This window comes from Bradyrhizobium sp. Tv2a-2, from assembly GCF_000472425.1.
Lineage (GTDB): Bacteria > Pseudomonadota > Alphaproteobacteria > Rhizobiales > Xanthobacteraceae > Bradyrhizobium.
Window position 1 is genome coordinate 143,292 of sequence record NZ_AXAI01000008.1, and the last position, 21,034, is coordinate 164,325.

Below are 21,034 nucleotides of genomic sequence, written 5' to 3' on the forward strand. Positions count from 1 at the left end.
CAGCGACATGCCGCTGCACGCAAGAGGATTTTGTACGCCACGCAACGCATCGCTCATTACCTTAATTTTTACGCCTACTTTTTTGTCGTCAAACGATTCAAAATCTAAACGCACAACTTTAGATCGACGCCGTAATTTCACGGGGGCCTTCCAGCGCGGGCCTCAATCAACAGAGGGTCGCGCATGGCTTTAATGACGCCCACCATACAATCCGTACATCTGAAAATCTCGGAATTTTCGTCTCCGGCCTTCGCCTCCAAGGCGGACGAAGCAAAAGCGCTCGTGCGTCGGTGCGCGGAGCCGTGCCCGGCCGGTGACTCCGTCAAGGAAGCCATCAACCGCGCGACAGACCGGCTCGGCTTCTCGACTTCGCGAACACAGGACTTTTGGTATGGGGAGGCCAGACGAATTGACGACAACGAAATCGACAGGCTGCGCTACGTGGCGGACGCGACTGAGATGTTGGTCGCTCAGGAAGCGCTCAAGACGCTTCGTAAGCGCATGGCGGTATCGGATTCTCCGCTGTCTCGTGAGGTCGTGCACCGCCTTGATGCTTGCTTCAGCCTTCTCCGCGGCGTTCCTTTCGGAATGCATGTCGGACGGCAGCGGGGCTGCCGATCGTGAATAGGGTGCAGCACATATGGAGCGACGACAACATCGCCATGGTCCGCAATCTTGCGGACAAGGGTGACAGTTCGGCCGAGATCGCCGCCAAGTTGAGCGCGGCCACAGCCCGGCGCGTCACGAAGAATGCGGTGGTCGGCATCTGCACGCGGAGGGGCATCCAGCTCAAGAACAAGAGTTTTGCGCCCGCAAAGCCGAAGCGGGAGCCGCAGCCAAGGTCTTATCTCGCGCCAAAGAATACTACCCCCGCACCCAAGGGGTTCGTGAGGGTGCCTACTCCGGTGATGTCGCCGGAGGCGACGCTGCCCATCACGAAATTTACTCCGGCTAAACCGTCGGAGACTAGCGTTTCGATTTACGAGCTTAACTCTGATCTATGCCACTGGCCGTTGGGAGATTTCGCAGATCGCCCTCCGTACCGGTACTGCGGCGCGAGGGTCTTCGCAGGACCCTGGTGCCTCTGCCACTTCAGGCAGGCGACTGAAAACAAGGAGACCAGCCATGCCCAAGGGACATTCAAGGCCGAAGCAGCGTAGCTGGTATTCCGCGTGGCGGTCATGACCCGCCATGCCCAGCAAACCCGTTGTGATCGGGCTCGATCCGAGCCGTAAGCTCGGCTGCGCCGTCGGACCTATCGGCGGCAGGCCAAGCCTTTCGACCATCATCATCGGCAAGGACTCAACGCCGCACGAGGACGTGTTCGGCGGCGGCGCGCAGCTGCTCGATGGACTGATCCGCAAGAGCGGGGCTGTCGCCGTCGGCATCGAGCGCCCCTTCTACAAGAAGGGCGAGAGCAACTACGACACCACGGTTCTGATGCACGGCCTCTACGGCGCGCTCGTTGGCGTCGCGCAACTGCATGGACTGAAGGTCATGCCGTGCGCGGTCGCAACGTGGCGCAAGGTGGCGCTCGGTACCGCGAAGCTCGGGTCTCGCCAAGCCGGCAAGAAAGCAATGATGGATCTGTGCGCCCAGCTCGGCTGGGACGCAGACGACGATAATGCAGCCGACGCCGGCGGCGTCTGGATGTGGACCGGCGCAGAGTACGCGCCATACGGCATCGTTGGGTAGGGGAGACAGCATGCAGCTCTACAGCGTCAAATTTCGTCACCACAAGGAACGCACGATCGATTTCGGAGAGGTCATCGTGATGGCGTCATCGAACGAGACGGCCTCCGACCAGGTCCTGATGCGGCTGGACTTGCCGCGGTCCTCGACCACCACCGAGGTGATGCGGCTCAAGCCGAATATGTTTCAGGTCATGCGCGGCGAGATGCCGAAGGAGCGGCCAATCAACGGCACATTCCCTCGTTCGCAGGCCGAGCTCGACCGTCTTCTGGAGCCGGAGCGTGAGCGCTTCTCCGTACAGATCTCTGGATTTGCATGGGCGCACTCCGAGGACAACGCCGTCAAGAAGATCGCCAAGGCTGCACTTGCGGAAGCCGAGGGGCGCGATCCTTCAGGCAAGGCCGTGAGCGATCTTCAGATATTTGCCGACAAGCAGGAGGCTGCACCACGCTCTCCCGCGATCGAGCAAAACTCCATCTTCACGCACATGAAGATGTTTCAGGGTGGGGCGGTTCGTCCGCGCTAAGGGGGTTGAGATGCGACAGGTCAACACCGAGCGGCTTCCGGCCGACAAGATGCCCGTCACCAACCAGCACATCTGGGACATGGCGCTCAAGGATTACGACGACGCGGTCCTGATGCGCGATGCCATCAAGGCGCAGCCTGATGCGACGCCCGATGACATCGCCCGGCGCGAACGCGTGGTGCGTCAGCGGCTGGCCTTCTGCAACATCGTGGATTTTCTGATCACCAACAAGGAGGACATCAGCAAGGTGATGGCGGCCAGGAAGGGCAAGCCATCGTGAGATTTCATGCAGCCGTTTTGAAATTGGTCTTGGGGAAGGTGGGGGATTGCAATGCCGAAGGGGATCGAGGCGCGCGAGGCGCGCAGGTCGTTCGTACGTGTTCCGGTAGCGTCGCGCGTTTCTGAGGATCTTCGGGCGGAAGCAAAGCGCCGCGGTGTCGAATACGACGATCTCGCCGCCGAGATCATCGACACCGTTGTCAATCATGGGCTCTACGCCGCTGTGTTGGATCACTGATGCCGGACGATTTGGGCCGCTACATCGAGCCGGTTGCCGAGGCTCTCTTTGGGAAACCGACGTCGCGCAAGTCTGACGAGCTGCGCTACGGAAAGAACGGTTCACTCAAGATCAACCTGAAAACCGGCTTCTGGGATGACTGGGAGGCCGGGCAGAGCGGCGGCGTGCTCGCACTGATCGAGCGCGAGAAGGGGTTAAAGAACGGCGAGGCCATCGACTGGATGCGCTCGACGCTTGGCCTGGACATCGAGGACCGGCGCCCGCAGCAGCGACAGTCGGCGCCCTCGCGCGCTCCCGATCGCAACCCGCCGCCGCAGGACCCGCCAAGGGACGAACCAAGAGAGCAGCCGAAGGCGCGCCCCCAGCTCGTCAAGGCCTACGACTATACGAACGAGGCCGGCGATCTCGTCTTTCAGGTCTGCCGCATGGAGCCCAAGAACTTCCTGCAGCGCAGGAAGCCGCGGCCCGACGATCCCAAGGAGGACATCAAGGGCGGCTGGGTGTGGAAGCGCGACGGCATCACCCAGGTGCCGTACCGCCTGCCGGAGCTGGTCGAGGCGCTCGCCGATGAGCGGATGATCTTTCTTCCAGAGGGGGAGAAGGATGTCGACAACGTCTGCGCCCTCGGCGTCCCGGCGTCGACCAATGCCGGAGGTGCCGGCAAATGGCCTGACGAACTCACGCCATACTTCAAGGATGCTGACGTCGTCGTCCTGGCCGACAACGATCCGCAGACGAGAAACTCCAAGACCGGCGAGCTGCAATGGCATCCTGACGGGCGCCCGAAGTTGCCCGGGCAGGATCATGCCAAGCTGGTCGCCTCCAAGCTCGCAGGTGTTGCCAAGCGGGTTCGCATCCTCTCGCTGCCGAACCTTCCGGTTAAGGGCGACGCCACCGACTGGATCGAGGCCGGCGGCACCTCGGCTGAACTCTATCGGCTGGCGGAATCGCAGGCGATGACGCTTGCGGAATATCAGGTCTATCTCGACCTCACATTCAAACCGAAGGCGTTCATCTCCAAATTCGGCGCGGTGATGTGGGGAGACCCGCGCGGGAATCGCAAGCGGTACGAGTACATCATCAAGGGCATGATCCCGCGTCGCGAGACCGTACTGATCTACGGCGCGAGCCAGTCGGGCAAGAGCTTCTTCACCCATGACATGGCGATGGCTGTTGCGCGCGGTGGAGACTATCTCGGGCGCAAGGTTAGGCGCGGCATCATCGTCTATTGCGCAGCAGAGGCCGGCGACGGCTTCGTCGACACTCGTTTCGCAGGCTACGCCACCGGCAAGGGCATCTCCGAAAACGAGGTGCTGCCGTTCTTCTGTCTGACCAAGAAGTTTGATCTGTTCGGCAACGAGCAGCAGGCGATCGACCTGATCGCTGAGATCAAGGCGTTGGTTGCCATGTGGAACCAGCGCTTCCCGGACGATCAGCTCGAGCTCGAAGCGGTCGTCATCGATACCTTCAACAAGACCACGCCTGGCATGGACGAGATCAACGGCAAGGAAGTTGGTCTCGTGATGTCGCGCCTCGACCGCATCCGCGAGGAGTGCAACTGCGGGCTCTGGCTGGTGCACCACATGAACGCCTCCGGCACGGGGCCCCGCGGTCACACCTCGCTGTTCGCCGCATTCGAGACCGCCTTCCGGGTCGGGAAATACGACTACACGCTGAAGGACGCCCCGCCAAAGATCCGCGACGGGGACAGGATGAGGGAGCGCCGTTTCATCCAGAACACCAAGCAGCGCGAGGGCGAGGACGGCGAGGTCACCGACTTCTACCTGCGCGGCGTCATATCGAGCTACGACGAGGACAATCAGCCGGTCCCAGGGGCGGTGGTCGAATGGATCGACACGCCGGCTTCGCGCGCCGCTGACAAGGCCGTCGAGGAGATCGGCATCGCGCTCACCGACCAGCGCGCCAACGTCTATCGGGCCATCCAGCGGGCCCTGGAGGAGAACGGCGTGCCGACGCCCCCAAGCCTCGGCCTGCCCAAGTCGATCCAACGCGTGGTCAACAGCCGGTTCATCAGGCCCGCATACCTTAAATATTTCGCAGCGGAGGACGACTCGGAGGACGCGATCAAGAAGGCGCTGTCACGCTCCAACGATTTCCTCGTCCGCAACGGCATCATTGCGCGCAACAACCCATGGATCTGGATCACAGGTAAGCGGATCAAGGGCGAGCAGCGGCGGCCAGAGCCGCCGCCGGAGGAGCCGGCGCCGGGAGATGTCGTCGAGGCGCCAGACGAAAGCGGCGACGAGATGGATTGGTCGGAGATCGGTGACGATGTCGGCGAGATGCCGCCGCCATCTCCGGCCGTGGAGCCGGAATTTGCGGGAGCGATGGAATGAGCGAGACTATCGAAGTCGCCTGGCACCATGAGATGGTGGGCGTGCGCCTGATTGAGGCGGCCTCTACCATCCGCCGCATGCCGATGCGGGTTTGGCCGAAGGAATACGGCACGATCTGGCCGACGTACAACCCGATGACGCCGTCCGAGTTGCATGCGCTCAAGAACGAGATCATGCAGGTCGGCGGCGAGGCTGCGCTGCGCGAATGGGAGCGCGAGCAGAACCGCGTCGTCATCCAGCCATCAAGCGTCGAGATCGAGCGCGCCACCGAGGCTCTCGCCTGGCCGATGCGGTATTTGCTCAACGATCGCGAGACCGCGCAGGCCGTCGGATTCTGGGCGAGCACGACCTTCGATATTGAGGAGGCAGAGATCCCCTCCTTCGTGCGTGAGGGGCTGAAGGTCATCTCGCGCGGTTTGAAGCAGGACCGCGTACCGGTGAGGGCATGAACCGTGCGCAACTCAAGGCACCTTTACACCGACCTCAACAATAACATTGACCCCGCGGTTCTGGCTGAGGGCGAGTCCTGCTTTGTGCTGACGAACCTTGCGCGGGTTGCCGCCATCAAGTTGCTCGGCAGCCATTCGCGCGACGCCTACGCCAAGCTTGGCCTCAGCGAAAAGGAGGTGGACGCACTCAACGGCCTTTACCACACACTGCAATGCTGACTTTCGACCATCCCGTTCGCAGCGGGATCAACCAAGGAGACCAGACTAGTGAAGCTTCGTTATATCGTGCTCGTCGCCGCGCTCGCGCTCGGCGTCGGATCAAGCGCCAGCGCGCGCTCGCACCATCACCATCGTCACCATCATCGTGCATATCATCATGAGGTGAGCCACACCCAAGAGGTGGAAGGTAGTCGTCCAGCGGGATGCCCGAGCGCGTGGTGCGGGTGTTTCCTCGCCAGATATCTCCACATGGCGAACGAGCGGGTCCTATGGCTTGCCGCGTCATGGTTCCGCGTAGGCAGCGCGCTGAGCGCGCCCGAGGCCGGCGCAATCGCGGTGCGCAACCATCACGTCGGCCTCGTGCGCGATGTGCGCCCCGGCCAGATCCTTTTGTTGTCGGGCAATGACGGTCACCGGGTGCGCGAGCGCTGGGTGTCGTCGGGATCGTATCGTTACCGTCGTATCTGAAAACCACCCGTTCGCAGCGGGTTCAACCAAGGAGACCAGCATATGAAAACACTTTGCATCTACCACGGCGGCTGTCCCGATGGATATGCGGCCGCATGGTGCGTCCGCAAGGCGCTTGGCGATGCCGTCGAGTTCTATCCCGGCGTCTACCAGAAGGACCCGCCGCCGTGCGACGGGCGCGACGTCATCCTCGTCGACTTTAGTTACAAGGCGCACGTCCTGCATGAGATGGCGTCGAAGGCCGCCACGATCCTGATCTTGGATCACCACAAGACGGCGCAGGAGGACCTTGCCTCGCTGCCGCCGCCACTCGATGGACCGTACAACCCGGCCGCCATGCTGGCGTGGCAACGCGAATGCAATTCGCCGAACGCGATGCACGCCCTGTTCGACATGGACCGTTCAGGCGCGGCGATTGCCTGGGACTATTTCGTCGCCGGCGAGCGCCCGGACTTCATCGAATATGTCCAGGACCGCGACCTCTGGCGCAAGCAAAAGGCTTTCGGCGACCAGTTCTCGATCGCGCTGGCGTCCTACCCGCAGGACTTCATGGTCTGGGATATGTTGATCGAGAGGGGCGTGAGCTCATTGATTGAGGAGGGGTACTCGATCAATCGCTACTACCGCCAGCGCGTCGAGGAGCTGAAGAGCCACGCCTACATGGCCAAGCTCGGCAACCATCTCGTCTGCATCGCGAACGCGCCGTATTTCGCCGCAAGCGAGGTGGCGGGCGAGCTGTCCCACCGGGAAGGGGCGGCCTTCGGCGCCTGCTACTTCGAGGTCGAGCCGGGCAAATTCCAGTATTCGCTGCGCTCGCGCGGCGACTTCGATGTCAGCGCGGTGGCAAAACAGTTCGGCGGTGGCGGCCACAAGGCCGCGGCCGGCTTTGCCTTGCGTGGTGTTGCCCATCGGCCTGTCGACAGTCTCGGTAACGAGACCAAGTGATCTGAAAACCACCCGTTCGCAGCGGGTTAAACCAAGGAGACCAACGTGACAGACAACGTAAACAATCCCGCCCACTATGGCGGCAAGGACAATCCGTTCGAAACGATCAAGGTTCTGGAGGCGTGGCTGACGCCGCAGGAAGTCGTCGGCTTCCTCAAGGGCAACGTCATCAAGTACCAGTCGCGTGCCAACGCCAAGAACGGCGCGGAAGATTACGCGAAATCATCCTGGTACGCGAACCGGCTCGCCGAGTTCATCAAGACCGTCAATCTGCCGACCGCGCCAGTCGTGAACCCCAAGCAGGCCGAGGCTGACGGCAAGATCATCTTTGCGCAGGCCGCCAAGATTCAGATCCTGCGAGATGGCATCCGCGGCGCCATGTTCAAAATGGCTTCGCGCAACCCGCTCCGCTCGACTCTGAAGAAGCTACTGGAGATTGCCTGATGGACAAGATCAGCATTCTCCCGGAGACCAAGATCGACGTGCTCGACCATGGGTTCGTGCGCCTCGTTGACCACCTTGGTAACGATCTTTCCGTTGTTCGCGCGGCGAGGGTTTCTTACGACGCCGCATGGCGGGCTGGCGAGGACACGGGGTCGGATCACCGCCTTATCCACTACCTGATGCGTAACCGGCACACGACGCCATTCGAGAGCGTGGAGTTTCAGTTCGAGGTGATGGCGCCGATCTCGGTGTTCCGTCAGTGGCACCGGCACCGGACGGCCACGATCAACGAGCTGTCCGCTCGCTACCGTGAACTGCCGGAGGTGTTCTATGTGCCGCTGCAGCGTCACGTCGGGGTGCAGTCGCTGTCGTCGAAGCAGGCGCGTATCTTCATCAAGGAAGGCGACCCCTTGCCGGAGGATCTGTGCGGGCAGATCGGCGCCTATGTGGAGTCGTGCCAAAACTCGTTCCGGACCTATCGGGCGCTGCTCGCGGCCGGTTGGCCGCGCGAACTCGCCAGGAACGTTCTTCCGCTGGCGACCTATTCGCACATGTTCTGGAAGTGCGACCTGCACAATCTGCTTCACTTCCTGAACCTGCGGACGCACGAGCACGCGCAATACGAAATACGCGTGTTTGCCGAGGCGATCCTCAAGCTAATCCGCCCGATGGTGCCGGTCTGTGTGGCGGCGTGGGAGGAACAGATCTGATGGGGCGGCTTCCTCAAACCCACTGCAAACAAGGTCACGCGTTCACGCCGGAAAACACCGGACGCAGCGGCAAGAGCCGCGCCTGCCTCACCTGCCAGCGGGTGCGTGACAAGCTGCGGTATCGCAACGACCCCAATCGGCGCGAGAAGGTGCTCACGCGTGCCCGCAGCCAACGAAGGGAGACCACCAAGGCCTCTCCCGGCAAATCCCACTGCAGGAACGGCCATCTCATGAGCGAGAAAAACACGAGCTGGGAGGTCGCCGCTAGCGGCGCCAAGGTCAGGCGCTGCCGCACCTGCAAGAGCGCGAGAAACCGCCGGCGCCGCCGCCTGCACGACAAGCTCTGGAACCTGCCGCACGTCTCGCGATGGCTGCCAAGCATGGGGGCGATCCTATGAGGGATATGGGGTTTCTGGTTTGGCTGCGCGGCAACAAGGGGCCGACGGCACAGCTGCGTCTCATGGACCCGCGCTCTTCGATCGACTGGAAGGTGATGCAGGAGAACGTCATCCAGATCGTGACGTTGGCCGAGCACGAGCGGGGCTACTCGCTCGACCAGGCCGTCGCCGCGCATCCGTGTCCGGCGACCTGATTTCCGAATCCTGCCGGGGAGTTCAACGCCCGTCGGCGGGTCACTAGCGCGCTGCCAGCGTGCAGCCACGGGAGACGAGAAACGGGCCGTGGGCGTCGGGTAGCCAACCCGCTTTGCCGACCTCGCCGACATTCCGCGTATCGCTCCCGGTTTTTTTTTCTTTTGGAGGGCCTGATGGCTGATGTGACCGGACCAATATCGACGCTCGCCGGCGCCATGCACGGTGTGCCTGACGGGCAGATGTGCGACCGACATCCCGACCGCCCTGCGATCGCGCGGGTGCAGGGCGAAACCGACTCGTTCGGCTGCGAGATGCACGACATGTGCAAGGAGTGCCTCGACGATCACCGCGCCTACAAGAACTCGCCCGAAGCCGCTGAACGCCGCAAAGGCAAATGCGAGTGGTGCAAGAATGATGCGACTGATCTCCGCGATGCCCGCGATTTCGAGGAGGGGTTGAGCGGCCGCGTCTACCGCGTCTGCGGTGCCTGCATCAATCGGCAGCAAGACGAGCTGCGCGCCGAGCTCGATGACATGGACGAGGGGTGCGACGATGACTGCTACCTCGACTGATCGCGCCCGCTGCGTGGTGCCTTTCTGTCGCCGCACCACCAAGAGGTTCAAGGCGGAATGGATTTGCGGAAATCATTGGCCGCTGATCCCGAAGGCGCAGCGCCGCGTCTGGGGTCGCCTACGCAAACGATGGCGTCGCTACGGCCCCGAGGCTGGCGTGCATTTCGATGCCCGCTGGTGGCGGATCTGGGACCGGCTGAAGCGCGAGGCGATCGAACGTGCCGCGGGGATCAGCTGAATGATCAAGCTAACGCACAGCGAACGCCACTTCCTGGGCCTGCTCATGGAGGAGGGCGCTACTATCAGCGTCGGCACGAACGTCGGCAAGTCGCTGCACCGGCGCGGCCTTGTCACCATCGCGAGGTGGAAGCGATACGGCATCACGCAAGAGGGCAAGGACGCTTTCACCGGCGGCGCCGCGAAAGCCAAAACGCAAGAGCGCAAGCAAGCCTTGGCGGACGCGCAACTAGCCTTGTTGTGAGGGGCCCTGCCAAGGGGCCATGGGACCTAGCCAAGGGCCCGGAACCGCCCCTTTTGCAGTGCACAAACCGGGCCCGGATGAGGGGCCCGAAAGCAGGGGAAACCCTGCCATATGGCAGGGCCCGCAGGCTTGGCAGGGCAGGCAGGGAACCGCTTAGGCGAGGGGCCCGCTACCCGTGACCGGACAAGGGGAACCGGGCCCCGAGGGGCCCGCTTTTAGGGGCCCGAACTGCCGGGAAATGGGCTATTTTACCCGGATATAAATAGAATACCTAAATACCGCCAAATGGGCAAATAAAAGGCCGTTGGCACTGGGTCGAAACCCATCGCCAACGGCCCCCCATCCTCACTTGAACAGAAGCAGGCTTACGCGCTCCCACGGAAAATGTTCTCGCGCAATCTTGGCCTCGGTCTGAGCGCGACCGTTGCCTTTCTTGTTCATGTCGTTGATGGCCATCCGGATCTGCACCGGACTCACACCCAAGGCTTCCACAAGCCAAAGAATCATGGGCCCACAATTGAGTCTCTGGTACAGCGTGCGGGCGTCAGTGACGGTCGTGTCCGACCTGCCGTAATACCCGCCATCTTCCGAGTTGTAATCTCCCGCCCAGCCAAGCCAGTGATCCTGGTGGGTCGGGTATCCGCTCTTATACAAACGGTCCGTCTCCGGCATGGTGGCCGGCAGGCGCCGGACCGCTGCCAAGAGCTCCTTGATCGAATGTGCTTTCATCATCGTTGCAATCGCATCCCTTGGTCTCCTTGTTTGGTTTCAGGTGAACCCCGCCTGAAGGGCAATACCAAGACCGGGCGGGGGACGGTTTTGGTGGATCGGTGTTGCTGGCGCTTGCACCAACGTGGTGCTCGGCTTAAGAAGTGAGTGTCTCTGGTGGAGAGCTGGGATGGTCTCCTTGCGGCTCCTTGAGACACCGGCCCCGGAGCTGCGAACTCCGGGGCCAACTTTTTTTATGGCCGCAGCTTGCCGCTCAGCCATCGGTCCAGCGCTATGCCGCCGGCGTGAAGCCGGCAATATGGTTTACCGTCGATCTCAACGGTGCTTTCACGCTGGCACCTGTCCGGGTCCATGTGTGGCCTTAACCGCAAATAGCGATCTCGGCGCCACATGGTGGCGTGTGTCGGAGGGTCCACTGGCGAGCTGCACTGCGCCGTATGCACAGGCTCCGGCTTGATGGCCTTTGGCTTGATCTCGGCGATCATGTCCGCGTCCCATCAGTCGATGAGATCTGCGCTCTAATCTTTTCGAGCGTGTCCAGCCGCGCGTCCTCGTGGCTCATTCCCTCCGGGGTGTCGCCAAGAATGCAGCACTGCGCCTGTTCGAGCGTGCGTGTCAGTTGCTCGACCAGATCGCGCATGAGCCTCACGCGCTTCAAGGCGCGCTCTTGGGGTTCGCAGGGCAATCCGTCGCCTTGGCAACGACCATTGAAGTCCGCACAGTCACGGCAGCGCGGTTCGGGACCGCCGGCAATTGCCTCCCATAGCTTGAGCTTGTCTTGATGTGCAGCGCGAAGCTTGCCGGCTAGGTCGTCCGTCTCAGGCTGCGACTGAGAGGGAGCGGCATAGAGGGGCCGAACTTCGTAAGTGCCATTGTCGAGATTGAAGGCGAAGAGTTGGCGGAATTTCTCGATCGGATCATTCAGGTATAGCCATGATCCCCACTGCCCGCTGATGCAGGCGCGCCATTGCCACGCCACCGCCTCCTGCGCCGCACTGGCTGCGGGTTCGTGGGCATAGGGGCACATGCCGTCATGTCCGCTCAGTTCGCCGCCGCCGCATGAACAGTCGTCTTCGGGCTCAGGAGCACTGGCTGCGGGGTGGGGCTCGCCGCTTGGCAGGGCGTTGCGCGCGGCCAGCCAGTCCACGACCTCGTTTAGCGTCTGCTGGAACGTGTTGCCGGCGTCTTCCTCGTTGAAATAGAGGTTTGCCCAGACGCGCTGCATCAATTCGACTGATACAGCATCCGTCCCTGCCGGGGAGCGGTGCGCAAGCGCATCTTCCAATTCGATCAGGTATGCGAGCGTTTTGCGTGTCGCCGCAGTGTGCTTGGCAAAGTCGTCATCGGTCCAGTTTTCGAGATGAAACCGGCCATAAATGCTATCTGGCCGCTTCAGCCGCGATTGTTGGGCATGAGCGCCCGCGGGCGCCTGTTCTCTATCGCTCATGTTTGGTCTCCTTGTCTGCCGCCTGCGAGCGGCGCTCGAGTTGCTGCTCTGCCCACGCGAGGGCTCCTTCGTAGAACTCGCGTGGGATATTGGTGTCGTCGAGGTGGCCGGCGAGGCGCGCGTGCAGCGCCTCCTCGATGGCTTCGAGGCGGCGCTTACTGAGCTTGGTCATTACGGCAGGCTCGTGCAATCGCGAAGCATCTCGCGGGAGCTCTCGATCGTGGAGTCGAAGTCGACGCGATGAGCGTCGCACCACTCGATGAGGTCGCCCAGGAGATGGATCAGGATGATCTCGTCGTCGCCTTCCAGGCCCGCCTCCTGACGGTGTCGGTGGAGCAGGAGCGAGGCCCGCGATCGGCCTTCGGTATATTCAATGATGCTCATGTTGGTCTCCTTGATGCCGGCTGCGACCGGCGGTTGGAATTATTTGCGGACGCGGAGTGCAAACGACGGCTGCGATCCGATCCGATATTGCTTGCCGTCGTACTTCTCGACCTCCTCGGGTGTGAGATCGCGCGTGGTGGCCTTGGGGAAGCGCACGTTGATGAAGCCGAATCCCGTCACCCAGGCCCCAATATAGTCGTCGCCTTCTTCCCGCTCGATGTGGCAGATGTCCGGCGTATCGCTTGAGATATCACCAAGAAGGTGAATGGCCGTAGTGGCCATCATATATTTCGGGTAGTCGTCCCGACGCGTATCGTATTCGAAAACCGCGTCGGCGAGCTCGATCGTGTAGACCGGCTTGCGCTCGATGATGGTCCCCGACTGGCCTTCGGCGACCAGGACCTTACGAATGGCGTCGTAGAGTTCCTTGCTGACGTCGATCTTTCGTTTCTCGCTCATGGTGGTCTCCTTGATTGCCGGCTGCGAGCGGCGTTGGTTGAACTATCGTTCCCAGACGGTGTCGCCGTCCTTATCGAGCACGGCGTAGACGCCGCCGTACCCCATGTTTCCTTCATCGAGAATGTCGTCGCCGGCTTCCCAAGAGGTTATTGCTTCAGGGCGATCCTTCATCAGTCGACTCGCGATGGAGGCAGCGTGACTGGGACTAACGGCCTCGACCTCGAGCGTGGCCGTCTCCTCGACGTAGCGCTGCACGCGCACTTTGAATTTTCTCAGCGCGTGCGGCTTCGGAGGAGGCCCCTTGAATTTGTTAATGACGCCCCAGAGGATTTCATCCTCTTCCTCCGTCAGGTCCTTCTCGAGTTCGGCGCCGATGCCGAACTCAATGTGCTTAGAGAGCAACAGTTTTTTGATCACGCTCCACTCTGGTTCGGTCAGTTCAACAGGCATTGTGGTCTCCTTGATTGCCCTCTGCGAAGGGCGGGTTACGGGTTGTATTCGTCGAGCAGGTAGAACGATCCATCGTCGCGTCTGACGATGGTCCTTCGTTGACGGGCGTTGTCGTGCATGAAGTAGCTGCCGTCGGACCGCTGATAGACAGATCTATCCTGAGTCATGGCGAGGACTGGTCGGCCACGGAAGTAGTGGTCGACCAGAATGGTCTGACGACCTAATGCCCTTTGTGCCACGACACGTTCCCATTGCTGTCGAAGTGGCCGTGGGTGCCGCCGGCCACCACCTTCTGATCGACGCGCCGGCCTGCCAGCTGTTCGGCGCGCGCGATCTGCTGCCGTGCCATGGCGGAGCCGGTCGCGAGCAGCCTGCGATATACGCAGGAATCGGTTACGCCGTTTCGCTCGGAGTTCGGAACCCCAGTGAAGGCAATTGCCCCCTGGGGTCCGACAACCGCCTTGACGGTGCCGTCAGCGAGACCGCGAGCGAACTTCTCAACCGTCCGCCGCACCTCCTCCTTGCGTTCCGCCAATGTCTGCTGCGGTCTGAAGGGCTTGCTGTCGCATGGCATTGTTCTTTCTCCTTGTGATCCACGGGTTTTGTCTGTTGAGGTTCTGCTCTCGCTTGGTCGCCCACCGACAGTTGTCCGGCTCATAGTTCCCGTCATTATCAGGGTAACGATCCAGCGAGTGAGTGGGGCTTGGTCGCGGGCCTACGTCCGCGAGGAAGTCTTCGAATGAGTTGCGCCAGCGCTCGCACACCTTGATCCCGCGACCTCCATATCGATGGAAGCCGCGGTAACTCGGTCGTTCGCAACGATGGATCATGGCAGACCACGCCGCGTACTCTGGCGTAGCTTTCTTCTTGATGGTCTCAGATTGACCGTGGCGCGTGTTGATGCGTGAAAGCGCTTGGTTTCTGCACGCCTTGCACTGCTTGGACTGTCCGGCGGTGAGGAACCTGCGCTGCACTGGGCTCTCCGTCCCGCAATCGCATCGGCACAGCCAAAAGACCTGACTCTTTCCCTTGGCGTATGACTTGCTGTGCGAGTAGGAGAGGACGAGCCAGCGCCCAAAGCGCTGGCCCGTGAGGTCGGTTCTGATCGAACCGAATGACGCAACCATTTCCGCTCACTCAGAACTCGAGCGCTGGCACTGGGGCTTCCGGCACGCTGGTGTCGGCCTGTAGATCGACGGTCTCAATCTCGACGACGGGCACGGCCGCCTCTGCCGGCTGCTCGATCTCGACCGGTGCCAGGTCGATCGCGCGACCCTCGTGGGTGGGGGCCTCGACTTCCTTGTGCTCGGCGTCGAGGTCGAGGAACGCTCCCCGGCCTTCAGTCAGCTTGCGGATCGAGGCCAGGTCGATCTCTGCCGCTCCTTGCTCACCGGCCTTGTTGATGGCGGTCGCGGCCTTGCGGGCAACCGCAACGACCTCGGACAAGCGCTCCTGCTGCGCGGGCGAGAGCATGGCGCCGAGTGATCGGGCCTTGTCGGCGGCATCGCGCACCTTCTTGACATCGAGGTTCTGCAAGCCGGCCTCCATGAGCCCGATCAAATCACGGACCTCGCTGTTGATGGCGCGCGCGGCCTGAGCATCGTCCGCGGCCACGCGACCCGGGATGACGTAGATACCGATGCGCGTGGTCTTGGCGCGAGCGTTAAACTCCTCAGCCAAGGACTGGGCCTCGGTCACTCTCTCCCCAAGCTGATCGGCTCGCTCTTCAGGACAGAGCAGGCCGAAAGCCGTCTGCACGCACAGGTTCGAGATGACCTGTCGCGCGCGGTTGCGGATCTTCGTGGCCTCCTCGTGCTCGGCCGGATCGGCAACCGTGCGCTCGGTCTCCCATTTCGCTCGCAGCTTGCCTTCCTCGTCGAGCGTGTCGGCCTCGATCGTGTTCTTGATGTACGAGACGTTGCCAGTGAGGGAGGTCTTGAGAACGACGAGCAGGCCGGGGCGGATGGTGGAAGCTTTGATCTCAGTCATGGATGGTCTCCTTGTGATGCGGTCTGCGAAACCGCGTTGGTGGTGGGTGGTTCAGTTCCAGATGGTCAGGCGTTGCCGCCTGCAGTTTGCGACGGAGCGAGCAAGCTCCGCCGTATCGCATGCGATCGGCAGCCCGCGGGCATCGCGGGCGATGCGCCATACACCAAGCCGATCGGTATACATGGCGATCCAGCCGCCATGCGTGTTGCTGTAGATCGTGTCGGCCATGCTGTGACCTTAGAGGTCCAGCGCGCGGCCGCCGGAGACGGCCGCCAACTCGACGACGTTCTCAGGCGCGGAGGCAAAGCGGGCCCGCTTCTCGGCCCACTCCTTCAGCTTTTTGATCTTGGCCTCGGCGGTCTGGGCTAGCGGCGTCGTGGCCTTGGCGCACTTGACGAGGTCGGCGACCTTGATCGGCCGCTCGCCGTCGGCGAAGGCGGCGAACATGGCGCTGGGGACGAGCTCGGCGATCTCCGATCCGGTGAATTTATCGGTCGCCGCCACGATCAGTGGCAAATCGTCCTGATCGAGGTCGTCGAGCTTCCGCCCCTTGGCCTTGAGCGCCGCCCGCAACACCTCCAGGCGCTCCCGCTTGTTCGGCAGGTCGACGAAGAACAATTCGTCAAACCGGCCCTTGCGCAGGAACTCGGGCGCATTGGTCGTTATGCTGTCGAGATCGTTGGCGGTGGCGATGACAAAGGCCTCGTGCGGCTCGTTCATCCACTGCAGCAGCGCGCCGAGTTGGTCGCTCGACACGCCGCCATCGGCTGCGCCGCCGGTGGCGCCAGCGAGCGCCTTCTCGACCTCGTCGATCAGGAGCACGCAACGCCCAATCGCTTCGATGGTGCGAAGCGCCTTGCGTAGGTTGGCCTCACTCTCACCAACGAACTTGCCCTTGAGGGCGCCGAGGTCGAGCTTGATCAACGGACAGCCGAATGCCGAGGCGAGTGCCTTGGCGGTCAGCGTCTTGCCGCAGCCGGGGATGCCGCCGAGGAAGCAGCCCTTGGGCGGCGGCAGGCCATAGGCGCGGGCCTTCGCGCTGTACGCCAGCTTGCGCTCCAACGCCCACGCCTTGAGGACTTCGAGACCGCCGACGCCGTCGATGCCGTCGGGCAGGGGGTCCATCCACTCCAACACGCCCGACTTGGAGATGACGCGCTTTTTCTCCTTGGTCACGGCGATCGGGTCGATCTTGCGCAGCTGCACCAGGCTCTTGGCGTAGCAGGCCTGAGCCTCCTCACCGGAGAGGCCGGTCGCAGCATCAATCGCCGCATCCCGAACGCCGTTGGGTGCGGCGAGCGCGCGCATCGGCTTGGTGGGATCAGGGATAGGCATCCGCGTTGCCGCATCGAGGATCGGCTTGCCGGTGTCCGGATCGACCTTGTTCTCGAACTCAGGCAACGAGTTGATCTGGGCATCGAGCAGGGCCGCAACCTCGTTGCGGTCCGGCATCGGCCATTCGATCACGGTGGCATGGTTGCCGAGCTCGGCCGGCACGTCGCCCGAGGGCGAGATCACGATCAGGGCCTGTGCTGCATCGCGCGGCATGCCGGGCAGGTCGAGGGCCAGGTTGCGCACCTGACGGCAGGTCACCATGCCGCCAGGGCCGACGATCCACGGCGGCAGGTCGCGCATGATCCATGCGCCGCGATCGCTCTTGGCCTCCGCGCGGCTCCGGATCACCTTCAAGGTCTCGCCGATGTCCATCGTCTCGGGGCCGAACTCATTCTGCTCGCCCTTGACATCGACGACGCCGCGGCCGCAGTCCCACGATCTCGGGATATAGCCGGCGGCGATCGCCGCCTCCTTGAGGTACTTCTCGACCCGGGGCTCCTCTTTCGTCACGATCCAGATCAACGGATTGCGCGCGCGAAGCAGGAAGGCGACGTCGGCCGCCACTTCTTCAGACTTGGTTTTCACGATTGGTCTCCTTGGAGGGAAATGCCGGGCGCTGCGAACGCCCGGCGGGTTGAAGTCAGATGTGGCAGTCGACGACGGCGAGCCAGGTCTCCGGGGGCAGGTCGTCAAGCAGCTTGGCGAACTCCTCGTCCCAGACGTCGCCGTCCTTCTCGTTGGATACGCAGGCGAACCAGCCCATCTCGCCTCGTTCGTACCATTGGCCGTCTTTCACGACGGCGAAGGTCTGCACGGCGCGGCGTCGGGCGCGGGTGGCCACCTGAGCCCGTGTCATCCAGAACTTCTTGATGACATCGTCATCATCGAAGAAGCCGATTATCTCGGCTTTCTTGAGGTCCTCGATCGGGGGCTGGCTCCAGTATGATTCGCGGGTCTGCTCGATGTCGCCGCCGCACTCCTCCTTGACTGTATCCCACGACTTGTAGGAGCGGCCGGCGATGACCTCCTGCGCTTTATCGAACTGCTTCAGTGCAGCGACCTCCGCCTCGTTGCGGAGCGCTTCGAGCGGGATGTCCTTGAGCTGGGCGACGTTGCCGACGTTCTTCCACCTCGACGGCCACTTCGTCTTTACGCCTTTGCCGTTGCAGTGAGGGCAGGGCCTCGGGCCGTCATCGCGCAATTGCTTCCCCTTGTGACAGAAGTCGCAAATCTCCTCATTGTCAGGGTCAGTCTCCGGCTGATAGTTCGGGGCGAACATGCCAGCCCAGCGGCCGCCGATCGTCCAGCCATCCCATTTCGCATTGGGGTTGGTGTGGCGATAGAAGCGGCCGTCGCGCTCGAAGGCGCCGAAATAGTCGGTAGCGCATTCGGCCGGCGTCGCATAGCCGAGGCCGTGCTGGCGGGCCTCCACGGCCGGCAACTCCAGCTCGACGGCGCCATCCGGTAGCTTGAACTCCTTGTCACCCCAGCTCTGATCTGGAACTTCGACATAGAAACATGGGTCGTATCGATCCAGGAACGTGCCGCACACGAGCTTCACCACGGACACCGGCTTGTTGAACTGCTCCATGACCTCGTCGGTCTTGTCCACGTCGATGACGTATTGGTCGTCAATTCCCGTGCACTCGAACTCGTGGAACGGCTGTAGGATCGGGCGGAGGCTCTCCTCGTCGAGCTTGGTGGGAGAGATGACGAGAACGGTAAAGTGACTCATAGTCTGGTCTCCTTGAATTGGCGTCTGCGAAACGCCAAGCGGTTGGGGTTAGTGGAAGTCGACGGCGCCATTATCGGAGGCCATCTCGAAGGCTTTGCGCCAGTCACGGTACTTGGCGATGAACCAGTCACCGTCCAGCAACGACTGAGCCCATTGTTCGGCCTTCTCTTGGTGTTCCGCAAAGTCCTTGGCGAGCTTGGCCGAGACGACGGGTCCGATTGTCCCTTCGTTGTCGGCGAAGTTGATCAGCTCGGCGAACGGACCGGTCTGCCCGTTCCAGCAGGCGACGCAATGGCTCTCGCGTTGCCCGACTTGTCCATCGTAATGGCCGAGCGGATAACCGGCCATCTTGGCCAGCTGCTCGCGCCATGCGTTGTAGCCGCTGTAAGAGCCGGCGCGGAAGCCGAAGCTATCGGCGCAGTCATAAACCGCGCCAGTTTCGATCCCGGCCGTGCGACCGGGCCAGTTCTGTTCGGTCCATTCGATGACCGAGGCAGTCGCCTGAAATCCGTCATCGTAAAAACCATCCTCATCGAGGGTTGGGTTTTCGATCTTGGTCAGGCGCGTGTAGGCAGTGATATCGAGTCCCATTTGGTGGTCTCCTTGTTGGCGTCTGCGAAACGCCGTTGGTGGTGGGTTTAGAGCAGGCCGAGGGCTACAGCGAAACCGATCGCGATACCGATCAGAAGAAACACGGCATCGCGCTCGATGGAGGCGGGTTTCAGGTGCATGGCTGCTCCATGCAGTCTGCAATGAACGCCACCGCCGGCTGGTCGATCGAGTGCTTCTTGAGCAGGCGCACGATGTCTGGCCTCGTGTAGAATCCGGGTTTGACACCGTGGTGGTTGGCGGGGACCATGATCGGAGGGACGGTCAGGTCGCCGGTGAGTTCGGCCTCATCGAGAACGTGCCATTCATCGCCGCGTTGCGATTGACGCTCCCAATAGACGCGAGCTAGATCATCGTCGGCTGGCCGGTCCTCCGAGAACTCCTGAGACCAATTTTGATCGCAATAGGCGAAATTGGCGGCCTCTGCCGAGGCCTGTGAGGTGTGCACCGAGAAGTCGGTGCCGTGCCGGTGGTCAATGATCAGAACCCAGACTTTCATTATTTCCTCCAAAATGTCAGCATGACGATCAGCGTTGCCAGCAGCGGCACCTTGACCTCGTGCTCGGTGATTTCCCACTGGCCCCACGAAGATCCGAGGATGTCTTTCAGCTCCTCGTGGGCGTCGAACGGGTCGTCGGGGAAATCGCGCTTGTTGCCATCCTCGTCGTTGGGCTCGGCGCGCTCCCACTCGCCGCGCATCACCTGCTCGAATGCGTTGTCGGCTTCCTCGACCGAAGTGAACACGCGCGGCCAACAGGGCTCGGGATCGTCGGGAACGCAGGTTGAGAGGACCCAGATTTTCATGACTGGGCCTCTTTGATCAGCTGTTCGCCCACATAGGCGCTATCACCGGCCCAAGCGCCGGTGACGCGCTCGGGGCCGGTGGTCTCCCAGTCGGCCTTCTGCCCCTCCCAGTCGTCGTTCTCGGCGTCCATCTTGAGCGCCGCTTCGAGGTCTGGTGCTTCGTACGTCTCATGCCGATAGTGCGGAACGTCATACGTCCGCTCGATGGTGAACTTAGGCATTGTTGGTCTCCTTGCCTTGTGGCGCCTGCGAGCGCCGTTGGTGATTACTCGATAACAGCCTTGATCTCATCGATCACGGCGTCCCACAGCTCGTTGTAGGTGCCGCCGGTTGGCACTTCGTCTTGCTCGTCGGGGCCGAGGTCACGGTAGTGGCTTTTAGTGACGCTCCGGCTTTCGATCTCCGCCATCCGCTTCAGTATATTTATGAGGGCTATTGCATATGCGCTTGTCGGCCGATCGACATCTATCAATGCGTCACGGTAACGCTGCAACGGTCCAAGACTTGGGACCACTGCGAAGAACTGCGATGGAGGCCCGTCGGTCTCGTCGAAGACGTTGACGATGGTTATCGGATCGCCGTCCTTGTCGCGCTTGCCGGTATCGATCACGACGGTGATGGTGATGCCTTGGTCACCGGCGTAGCGTTCGATCGAGTCGATCGTTCCCTTCGCGCCTGGCTCGACCTCTTGGTAGGCGCCCTCGTGGTCTTCGCCCGAGCAGTCACAGAGCATGCGGACGGCCTGTCCGACGCTGAAGCCGAAGGCTTCCTTGAGTGTGCCGGTCTCTGGCTCCTCCTTGCTGTCGAGCTTCTGCAGGGTCTCGATCAGGTCCCGGGACGCCTTCGCGTCCTCCTCCCGGCCGTTCTCGTCGTCGATGCCATGCATAAGGCTCAGGGCTGCGATGATGTGGTCGCCGTGATCCAGAAAGATCTTCTCGATCGCCTGTAGTCGGTCGATCTCGGCGAGAGCGAGGTCCGCCTGCTTATCGGGCTGATCATATGCATCCTCCGGCACCACAATGTTGAGTGCGGAGAGAATGCTATCGGTGAAGTCGGTGCAGCTGTAGGTCACGACTGTTCCTCCTTCAAAACAAGAGCCAGAACAGCAGCGCGACGAGGA

General features: G+C 62.0%; 35 protein-coding genes. 18 read left to right on the forward strand and 17 right to left on the reverse strand.

Annotation, left to right across the window (positions count from 1 at the left end; all coding sequences use genetic code 11):
- Positions 1-183: 183 nt before the first annotated feature.
- The 18 genes from A3AI_RS45340 to A3AI_RS0118230 all read left to right on the forward strand — a co-directional run bounded on the left by A3AI_RS45340 (position 184) and on the right by A3AI_RS0118230 (position 9,973).
- Entirely contained in the window at positions 184-624 is a 441-nt protein-coding gene (locus A3AI_RS45340) for a hypothetical protein (protein ID WP_024516954.1), read from the forward strand.
- A 5-nt stretch (positions 625-629) separates the two neighbouring features.
- Entirely contained in the window at positions 630-1,160 is a 531-nt protein-coding gene (locus A3AI_RS50265) for a GcrA family cell cycle regulator (protein ID WP_502685752.1), read from the forward strand.
- Positions 1,161-1,191: 31 nt separating this feature from the next.
- Complete coding sequence (locus A3AI_RS0118155) at positions 1,192-1,695, forward strand: hypothetical protein (protein WP_024516956.1); 504 nt, start codon at positions 1,192-1,194, stop codon at positions 1,693-1,695.
- A 10-nt stretch (positions 1,696-1,705) separates the two neighbouring features.
- Positions 1,706-2,218, forward strand: a complete 513-nt coding sequence (locus A3AI_RS0118160) for a hypothetical protein (protein ID WP_024516957.1) — start codon at positions 1,706-1,708, stop codon at positions 2,216-2,218.
- Between the two features lie 10 nt (positions 2,219-2,228).
- Positions 2,229-2,498, forward strand: a complete 270-nt coding sequence (locus A3AI_RS0118165; RefSeq protein WP_024516958.1) for a hypothetical protein — start codon at positions 2,229-2,231, stop codon at positions 2,496-2,498.
- Positions 2,499-2,549: 51 nt separating this feature from the next.
- Entirely contained in the window at positions 2,550-2,735 is a 186-nt protein-coding gene (locus A3AI_RS0118170) for a hypothetical protein (protein WP_024516959.1), read from the forward strand.
- Positions 2,735-5,092 carry an AAA family ATPase gene (locus A3AI_RS0118175; RefSeq protein WP_024516960.1) on the forward strand — a complete coding sequence of 786 codons (2,358 nt, stop codon included), beginning with the start codon at positions 2,735-2,737 and terminating at the stop codon, positions 5,090-5,092. The genes A3AI_RS0118170 and A3AI_RS0118175 overlap by 1 nt, the downstream gene beginning before the upstream one ends.
- Positions 5,089-5,541 carry a hypothetical protein gene (locus A3AI_RS0118180; RefSeq protein WP_024516961.1) on the forward strand — a complete coding sequence of 151 codons (453 nt, stop codon included), beginning with the start codon at positions 5,089-5,091 and terminating at the stop codon, positions 5,539-5,541. Before A3AI_RS0118175 ends, A3AI_RS0118180 begins: the two co-directional genes overlap by 4 nt.
- 3 nt (positions 5,542-5,544) lie before the next feature.
- On the forward strand, positions 5,545-5,760 hold the full coding sequence (locus A3AI_RS0118185; RefSeq protein ID WP_024516962.1) for a hypothetical protein: 216 nt from the start codon (positions 5,545-5,547) through the stop codon (positions 5,758-5,760).
- A gap of 48 nt (positions 5,761-5,808) precedes the next feature.
- On the forward strand, positions 5,809-6,228 hold the full coding sequence (locus A3AI_RS47690) for a hypothetical protein (protein ID WP_156927841.1): 420 nt from the start codon (positions 5,809-5,811) through the stop codon (positions 6,226-6,228).
- Between the two features lie 42 nt (positions 6,229-6,270).
- On the forward strand, positions 6,271-7,173 hold the full coding sequence (locus tag A3AI_RS0118195; RefSeq protein WP_024516964.1) for a DHHA1 domain-containing protein: 903 nt from the start codon (positions 6,271-6,273) through the stop codon (positions 7,171-7,173).
- A 45-nt stretch (positions 7,174-7,218) separates the two neighbouring features.
- Positions 7,219-7,617 (forward strand): DUF3310 domain-containing protein, encoded by a 399-nt coding sequence (locus A3AI_RS45345; RefSeq protein ID WP_024516965.1) that lies wholly within the window; start codon positions 7,219-7,221, stop codon positions 7,615-7,617.
- Positions 7,617-8,327: an FAD-dependent thymidylate synthase gene (thyX, locus tag A3AI_RS0118205; RefSeq protein WP_024516966.1), complete on the forward strand. Its 711-nt coding sequence runs from the start codon at positions 7,617-7,619 to the stop codon at positions 8,325-8,327. The genes A3AI_RS45345 and thyX overlap by 1 nt, the downstream gene beginning before the upstream one ends.
- Positions 8,327-8,725: a hypothetical protein gene (locus tag A3AI_RS0118210; protein WP_024516967.1), complete on the forward strand. Its 399-nt coding sequence runs from the start codon at positions 8,327-8,329 to the stop codon at positions 8,723-8,725. The genes thyX and A3AI_RS0118210 overlap by 1 nt, the downstream gene beginning before the upstream one ends.
- A gap of 5 nt (positions 8,726-8,730) precedes the next feature.
- On the forward strand, positions 8,731-8,919 hold the full coding sequence (locus A3AI_RS0118215) for a hypothetical protein (protein ID WP_024516968.1): 189 nt from the start codon (positions 8,731-8,733) through the stop codon (positions 8,917-8,919).
- 174 nt (positions 8,920-9,093) lie between these two features.
- Positions 9,094-9,492 (forward strand): hypothetical protein, encoded by a 399-nt coding sequence (locus A3AI_RS0118220; RefSeq protein WP_024516969.1) that lies wholly within the window; start codon positions 9,094-9,096, stop codon positions 9,490-9,492.
- Positions 9,473-9,730, forward strand: a complete 258-nt coding sequence (locus tag A3AI_RS0118225; RefSeq protein ID WP_156927842.1) for a hypothetical protein — start codon at positions 9,473-9,475, stop codon at positions 9,728-9,730. The genes A3AI_RS0118220 and A3AI_RS0118225 overlap by 20 nt, the downstream gene beginning before the upstream one ends.
- Positions 9,731-9,973 (forward strand): hypothetical protein, encoded by a 243-nt coding sequence (locus A3AI_RS0118230; protein ID WP_024516971.1) that lies wholly within the window; start codon positions 9,731-9,733, stop codon positions 9,971-9,973.
- 345 nt (positions 9,974-10,318) lie between these two features.
- On the opposite strand, the gene A3AI_RS45350 is transcribed toward A3AI_RS0118230, so the two are convergent.
- The 17 genes from A3AI_RS45350 to A3AI_RS0118330 form a co-directional block, all read right to left on the reverse strand.
- Positions 10,319-10,705 carry a hypothetical protein gene (locus tag A3AI_RS45350; RefSeq protein ID WP_024516972.1) on the reverse strand — a complete coding sequence of 129 codons (387 nt, stop codon included), beginning with the start codon at positions 10,703-10,705 and terminating at the stop codon, positions 10,319-10,321.
- A 478-nt stretch (positions 10,706-11,183) separates the two neighbouring features.
- Entirely contained in the window at positions 11,184-12,149 is a 966-nt protein-coding gene (locus A3AI_RS0118245; RefSeq protein ID WP_024516974.1) for a hypothetical protein, read from the reverse strand.
- Positions 12,139-12,321, reverse strand: coding sequence for a hypothetical protein (locus A3AI_RS0118250; RefSeq protein ID WP_024516975.1), 183 nt, complete (start codon positions 12,319-12,321; stop codon positions 12,139-12,141). Before A3AI_RS0118250 ends, A3AI_RS0118245 begins: the two co-directional genes overlap by 11 nt.
- Positions 12,321-12,533: a hypothetical protein gene (locus A3AI_RS0118255; protein WP_024516976.1), complete on the reverse strand. Its 213-nt coding sequence runs from the start codon at positions 12,531-12,533 to the stop codon at positions 12,321-12,323. Before A3AI_RS0118255 ends, A3AI_RS0118250 begins: the two co-directional genes overlap by 1 nt.
- 39 nt (positions 12,534-12,572) lie before the next feature.
- Positions 12,573-12,992 (reverse strand): hypothetical protein, encoded by a 420-nt coding sequence (locus A3AI_RS0118260; RefSeq protein ID WP_024516977.1) that lies wholly within the window; start codon positions 12,990-12,992, stop codon positions 12,573-12,575.
- A 42-nt stretch (positions 12,993-13,034) separates the two neighbouring features.
- A complete protein-coding gene (locus A3AI_RS0118265; RefSeq protein ID WP_024516978.1) occupies positions 13,035-13,442 on the reverse strand; it encodes a hypothetical protein in 408 nt (135 codons plus the stop codon).
- A 35-nt stretch (positions 13,443-13,477) separates the two neighbouring features.
- Positions 13,478-13,609: a hypothetical protein gene (locus A3AI_RS49965; protein ID WP_283807249.1), complete on the reverse strand. Its 132-nt coding sequence runs from the start codon at positions 13,607-13,609 to the stop codon at positions 13,478-13,480.
- 53 nt (positions 13,610-13,662) lie between these two features.
- A complete protein-coding gene (locus A3AI_RS0118275; protein WP_024516979.1) occupies positions 13,663-14,016 on the reverse strand; it encodes a hypothetical protein in 354 nt (117 codons plus the stop codon).
- Between the two features lie 563 nt (positions 14,017-14,579).
- Positions 14,580-15,431, reverse strand: coding sequence for a hypothetical protein (locus A3AI_RS0118285; RefSeq protein ID WP_024516981.1), 852 nt, complete (start codon positions 15,429-15,431; stop codon positions 14,580-14,582).
- A 51-nt stretch (positions 15,432-15,482) separates the two neighbouring features.
- Positions 15,483-15,659, reverse strand: coding sequence for a hypothetical protein (locus tag A3AI_RS47695; RefSeq protein WP_156927843.1), 177 nt, complete (start codon positions 15,657-15,659; stop codon positions 15,483-15,485).
- Positions 15,660-15,668: 9 nt separating this feature from the next.
- Positions 15,669-17,351 (reverse strand): AAA family ATPase, encoded by a 1,683-nt coding sequence (locus tag A3AI_RS0118295; protein ID WP_024516982.1) that lies wholly within the window; start codon positions 17,349-17,351, stop codon positions 15,669-15,671.
- A 55-nt stretch (positions 17,352-17,406) separates the two neighbouring features.
- Positions 17,407-18,501, reverse strand: a complete 1,095-nt coding sequence (locus A3AI_RS0118300) for a zinc finger-like domain-containing protein (protein ID WP_024516983.1) — start codon at positions 18,499-18,501, stop codon at positions 17,407-17,409.
- Positions 18,502-18,549: 48 nt separating this feature from the next.
- Entirely contained in the window at positions 18,550-19,092 is a 543-nt protein-coding gene (locus A3AI_RS0118305) for a hypothetical protein (protein WP_024516984.1), read from the reverse strand.
- 130 nt (positions 19,093-19,222) lie between these two features.
- Positions 19,223-19,609, reverse strand: coding sequence for a hypothetical protein (locus A3AI_RS0118315; RefSeq protein ID WP_024516985.1), 387 nt, complete (start codon positions 19,607-19,609; stop codon positions 19,223-19,225).
- On the reverse strand, positions 19,609-19,914 hold the full coding sequence (locus A3AI_RS0118320; RefSeq protein ID WP_024516986.1) for a hypothetical protein: 306 nt from the start codon (positions 19,912-19,914) through the stop codon (positions 19,609-19,611). Before A3AI_RS0118320 ends, A3AI_RS0118315 begins: the two co-directional genes overlap by 1 nt.
- A complete protein-coding gene (locus A3AI_RS0118325) occupies positions 19,911-20,135 on the reverse strand; it encodes a hypothetical protein (protein ID WP_024516987.1) in 225 nt (74 codons plus the stop codon). The genes A3AI_RS0118320 and A3AI_RS0118325 overlap by 4 nt, the downstream gene beginning before the upstream one ends.
- Before the next feature lie 44 nt (positions 20,136-20,179).
- A complete protein-coding gene (locus A3AI_RS0118330) occupies positions 20,180-20,986 on the reverse strand; it encodes a hypothetical protein (RefSeq protein WP_024516988.1) in 807 nt (268 codons plus the stop codon).
- Between the last annotated feature and the right edge of the window lie 48 nt (positions 20,987-21,034).

What these genes read in the sequence shown, in the direction of transcription:
- A3AI_RS0118175 (WP_024516960.1), top strand. Translation starts at nt 2,735, where the DNA reads ATGCCGGACGATTTGGGCCGCTACATCGAGCCGGTTGCCGAGGCTCTC.
- A3AI_RS0118260 (WP_024516977.1), bottom strand. Translation starts at nt 12,992, where the DNA reads ATGAGCGAGAAACGAAAGATCGACGTCAGCAAGGAACTCTACGACGCC.
- A3AI_RS0118320 (WP_024516986.1), bottom strand. Translation starts at nt 19,914, where the DNA reads ATGAAAATCTGGGTCCTCTCAACCTGCGTTCCCGACGATCCCGAGCCC.
- A3AI_RS0118230 (WP_024516971.1), top strand. Translation starts at nt 9,731, where the DNA reads ATGATCAAGCTAACGCACAGCGAACGCCACTTCCTGGGCCTGCTCATG.
- A3AI_RS49965 (WP_283807249.1), bottom strand. Translation starts at nt 13,609, where the DNA reads ATGACTCAGGATAGATCTGTCTATCAGCGGTCCGACGGCAGCTACTTC.
- A3AI_RS0118275 (WP_024516979.1), bottom strand. Translation starts at nt 14,016, where the DNA reads ATGCCATGCGACAGCAAGCCCTTCAGACCGCAGCAGACATTGGCGGAA.
- A3AI_RS0118285 (WP_024516981.1), bottom strand. Translation starts at nt 15,431, where the DNA reads ATGACTGAGATCAAAGCTTCCACCATCCGCCCCGGCCTGCTCGTCGTT.
- A3AI_RS45340 (WP_024516954.1), top strand. Translation starts at nt 184, where the DNA reads ATGGCTTTAATGACGCCCACCATACAATCCGTACATCTGAAAATCTCG.
- A3AI_RS0118325 (WP_024516987.1), bottom strand. Translation starts at nt 20,135, where the DNA reads ATGCCTAAGTTCACCATCGAGCGGACGTATGACGTTCCGCACTATCGG.
- A3AI_RS0118305 (WP_024516984.1), bottom strand. Translation starts at nt 19,092, where the DNA reads ATGGGACTCGATATCACTGCCTACACGCGCCTGACCAAGATCGAAAAC.
- A3AI_RS0118215 (WP_024516968.1), top strand. Translation starts at nt 8,731, where the DNA reads ATGGGGTTTCTGGTTTGGCTGCGCGGCAACAAGGGGCCGACGGCACAG.
- A3AI_RS0118250 (WP_024516975.1), bottom strand. Translation starts at nt 12,321, where the DNA reads ATGACCAAGCTCAGTAAGCGCCGCCTCGAAGCCATCGAGGAGGCGCTG.
- A3AI_RS0118245 (WP_024516974.1), bottom strand. Translation starts at nt 12,149, where the DNA reads ATGAGCGATAGAGAACAGGCGCCCGCGGGCGCTCATGCCCAACAATCG.
- A3AI_RS0118180 (WP_024516961.1), top strand. Translation starts at nt 5,089, where the DNA reads ATGAGCGAGACTATCGAAGTCGCCTGGCACCATGAGATGGTGGGCGTG.
- A3AI_RS0118160 (WP_024516957.1), top strand. Translation starts at nt 1,706, where the DNA reads ATGCAGCTCTACAGCGTCAAATTTCGTCACCACAAGGAACGCACGATC.
- A3AI_RS0118165 (WP_024516958.1), top strand. Translation starts at nt 2,229, where the DNA reads ATGCGACAGGTCAACACCGAGCGGCTTCCGGCCGACAAGATGCCCGTC.
- A3AI_RS0118220 (WP_024516969.1), top strand. Translation starts at nt 9,094, where the DNA reads ATGGCTGATGTGACCGGACCAATATCGACGCTCGCCGGCGCCATGCAC.
- A3AI_RS47695 (WP_156927843.1), bottom strand. Translation starts at nt 15,659, where the DNA reads ATGGCCGACACGATCTACAGCAACACGCATGGCGGCTGGATCGCCATG.
- A3AI_RS0118155 (WP_024516956.1), top strand. Translation starts at nt 1,192, where the DNA reads ATGCCCAGCAAACCCGTTGTGATCGGGCTCGATCCGAGCCGTAAGCTC.
- A3AI_RS0118265 (WP_024516978.1), bottom strand. Translation starts at nt 13,442, where the DNA reads ATGCCTGTTGAACTGACCGAACCAGAGTGGAGCGTGATCAAAAAACTG.
- A3AI_RS0118255 (WP_024516976.1), bottom strand. Translation starts at nt 12,533, where the DNA reads ATGAGCATCATTGAATATACCGAAGGCCGATCGCGGGCCTCGCTCCTG.
- A3AI_RS45350 (WP_024516972.1), bottom strand. Translation starts at nt 10,705, where the DNA reads ATGATGAAAGCACATTCGATCAAGGAGCTCTTGGCAGCGGTCCGGCGC.
- A3AI_RS0118315 (WP_024516985.1), bottom strand. Translation starts at nt 19,609, where the DNA reads ATGAAAGTCTGGGTTCTGATCATTGACCACCGGCACGGCACCGACTTC.
- A3AI_RS0118170 (WP_024516959.1), top strand. Translation starts at nt 2,550, where the DNA reads ATGCCGAAGGGGATCGAGGCGCGCGAGGCGCGCAGGTCGTTCGTACGT.
- A3AI_RS0118225 (WP_156927842.1), top strand. Translation starts at nt 9,473, where the DNA reads ATGACTGCTACCTCGACTGATCGCGCCCGCTGCGTGGTGCCTTTCTGT.
- A3AI_RS0118300 (WP_024516983.1), bottom strand. Translation starts at nt 18,501, where the DNA reads ATGAGTCACTTTACCGTTCTCGTCATCTCTCCCACCAAGCTCGACGAG.
- A3AI_RS0118210 (WP_024516967.1), top strand. Translation starts at nt 8,327, where the DNA reads ATGGGGCGGCTTCCTCAAACCCACTGCAAACAAGGTCACGCGTTCACG.
- thyX (WP_024516966.1), top strand. Translation starts at nt 7,617, where the DNA reads ATGGACAAGATCAGCATTCTCCCGGAGACCAAGATCGACGTGCTCGAC.
- A3AI_RS0118195 (WP_024516964.1), top strand. Translation starts at nt 6,271, where the DNA reads ATGAAAACACTTTGCATCTACCACGGCGGCTGTCCCGATGGATATGCG.